This window comes from Streptococcus oralis (assembly GCF_001579175.1).
Taxonomy (GTDB): Bacteria; Bacillota; Bacilli; order Lactobacillales; family Streptococcaceae; genus Streptococcus; species Streptococcus oralis_O.
The window spans coordinates 529525-532463 of the sequence record NZ_KQ970759.1 but is presented as its reverse complement, the minus strand read 5'-3'; the positions used below and the strand labels follow the sequence as shown (position 1 = coordinate 532463).

General features: G+C 40.9%; 3 protein-coding genes. All 3 read right to left on the bottom strand.

Annotated elements, in window-relative coordinates; all coding sequences use genetic code 11:
* Positions 1–370: thiamine pyrophosphate-dependent enzyme (locus SORDD24_RS02665; protein ID WP_269139584.1), on the bottom strand; the 370-nt coding region annotated here is incomplete at its 3' end.
* A 158-nt stretch (positions 371–528) separates the two neighbouring features.
* On the bottom strand, positions 529–1887 hold the full coding sequence (locus SORDD24_RS02660) for an MATE family efflux transporter (protein WP_061407179.1): 1359 nt from the start codon (positions 1885–1887) through the stop codon (positions 529–531).
* Positions 1888–1928: 41 nt separating this feature from the next.
* Positions 1929–2939 (bottom strand): dihydroorotase (locus SORDD24_RS02655; protein ID WP_061407177.1); only part of this gene is annotated, 1011 nt, incomplete at its 5' end.

The window sequence follows — 2939 nt, the reverse complement described above, 5'->3', positions numbered from 1 at the left end:
CGATTCCCATACCACCACCTACGATACCATTGGCACCGAGGTTACCAGCATCAAGGTCAGCAATATGCATGGAACCACCTTTTCCTTTACAGGTTCCAGTGTATTTCCCAAGGATTTCAGCCATCATTCCGTTGAGGTCAATCCCTTTGGCGATAGCTTGACCATGACCACGGTGGTTAGAGGTGATCAGATCATCTGGATTGAGGGCCAGCATCGCTCCGACGTTAGCAGCTTCTTCTCCGACAGAAAAGTGAGTCATACCGGGAACTTTTCCCTTTTTCACTAACTGAGCAATTTTTAAGTCCATGCGACGGATTTCTTCCATCTTACGGAACATCTCTAGCAAAAGATTTTTATCTAAAGTTGACATAATCTTGCCTTTCTAACATTGTTCTTACCTTACTATTTTACCTTTTTTAGTATACGCTGTCAAAGTATTTGTTAAGAAAAATTCACAAAACACAAAAAAGAAATCCCCGATGAAACAGGGTTTTCTTTAATTAGAATATTTTTTTCACAAACTTGTTTTCAATTTATTTTCCAAAAATTAGTTGTTTTTTTCATGATCGTTTGCAAGCGCCATTGATAGAGGATAGCACTAACGACTAAACTCGCTATTAAACCAATCCAGTAAGAATAGGCTCCCAAAGTTGTTACTTGGTCTAAGAATAAACCTAATGGAATGGACACAGCCCAGTAAGCAATTACTCCAAGATAAAAGGGAACAACCGTATCCTTGTAACCTCTGAGAATTCCTTGCAAAGGAGCTGCAACAGTGTCAGCTAATTGGAAAAATAGACTATAGGTTAGGAAGGTAGATGTTAGTTTAATGAAGTCTGGATTATTTCCATATAAACTGGCTACGGCATCTCTCAAGATATAGAGGAAGCTTAAGGTAAAACCTGCAAATATCAACGCTATCCAACGACCAATTTTGATATAGGTCTTGGCATCATCAAAACGCTTTGCCCCAACCTCATAAGAAACCACTATTGCCATAGCAGAAGAAATGCTCACTGGAAAGGCATACATGAGAGTTGAGAAGTTCATGGCTGACTGGTGGCTGGCAATAATCATAGACGAAAACTTTGCCATCATCAAACCAACGACTGAAAAAATAATCACCTCAGCAAATACAGTACCACCGATTGGTAAGCCCAAACGAATTCCTTCTTTGATCTTCACTAGATCAAGCGGAAGTGGTTTTTCCAAATGAAACTCTTTTAACTTTTTCTGCTTTAAAAGAATGATGACAGAGATTCCGAGAAGACACCAGTAAGCCAAGGAAGTACCTAAGCCTGCTCCTGCTCCCCCTAACTCTGGAAACCCAAAGGCACCGTAAATTAACAAATAGTTAAATCCACTATTTAGTGGAAGTAACAAAAGCATGAGATACATAGATAGTTTGGTCAATCCAAGAGAATCCAACAAAGAGCGAATGACACTAAAAAGCAACAAGGGAATAATCCCGATAGAAAGGTACCAAAGATAGGAAACTGCAACTGCCGCCACTTGATTTTCTAGTCCGATATGGTTTAAGACAGGCGGTGCTAAGAATACTACCATGCCAAGCAAGACCAAAGACAGTCCGAAAGCCAAGTAGATAAATTGGTAAAAATCAGATGCTACTTCTTCCTTTTTACCTCGTCCTAGATGATGGCCTATGATGGGAATCATAGCCGAAACAATCCCTGTCAAAAAAGTGAAGAAAGGGTTCCATAGACTCGTTGCAGTTGAAACGCCAGCCAAGTCCATGGTATTGTACTGCCCCGTCATGGTTGTATCGACAAAAGAGGCAGAATAATTGGCAAACTGATAAATCAGGATAGGGAAAAATATCTTAAGAAATAAGACAAACTTATCTTTAAATTGATGGGTTGGGTACATAAGTGCTCACTTTTCTTTTCTTTTTAAGAGCAGAGTCCCATCTAGTTTTGATAGACGATTTGTCCCTTGCAGATGGTATATTTGACCTGCCCTTTTAGGGTTTCACCGATAAATGGTGAGTTTGCTGCTTTTGAAGTAAAATGGGAGTCCACAAGGCGGTCAGCATTAGCGTCAAAGATAGTGATATCCGCTGGACCATTCTCAGCCAGGTAACCTGCTTCAAAGTTATACAATTTAGCTGGATTAAGAGTCATTTTTTCTAGCAATTCCATTAGGCTCAACTCTCCAGCTTCGACCAAATAAGTCAAACCAAGAGAAAGAGAGGTTTCTAAGCCAGTCATACCAGATGGCGCTTTGGTGATATCTTCTACATTTTTCTCATCTGCATGGTGAGGCGCGTGGTCTGTCGCGATAACTGTGATAACACCTGACTTGAGACCTTCGATAACGGCTCGACGGTCTGATTCCAAACGAAGCGGAGGATTCATTTTGGCATTGCTTCCTTGTGTCAAAAGGAGCGCTTCTGTCTTAGAGAAATGCTGTGGCGCTACTTCTGCTGTGACTTGCGCTCCCAAACCTTGAGCGAATTCCACTACCTTGACACTTTCTTCCTTAGACAAATGCTGGATATGAACATGAGCCTTGGTTGCATAGGCAATCATAACATCACGCGCAATCATAGCGTATTCTGCCACCCCTGTCGCACCACAAATATGAAAATGTTCCTTAGCGATGTTTTCGTTAAATCCAAGAATCCCATTCAAACCTGGATCTTCCTCATGAAGGCTGATAAAGGTATTGAGTTTTTTGGATTCTTCCATGGCTTCCTTGACAACTTTACTACTTTCAAGTGGAATACCGTCATCAGAAAAACCAACAGCTCCAGCTTCTAAAAGCGCCTTAAAGTCTGTCAGGTCTTGCCCATTAAAATTCTTAGTAATGGTCGCAACCGTTTTGACATTAATCTTTTCCTTGGTAGCAGATTGGAGAACTTCTTGAAGAGTCTCTATATCCGAAATGGTTGGACTGGTATTAGCCATCATGACAACTGT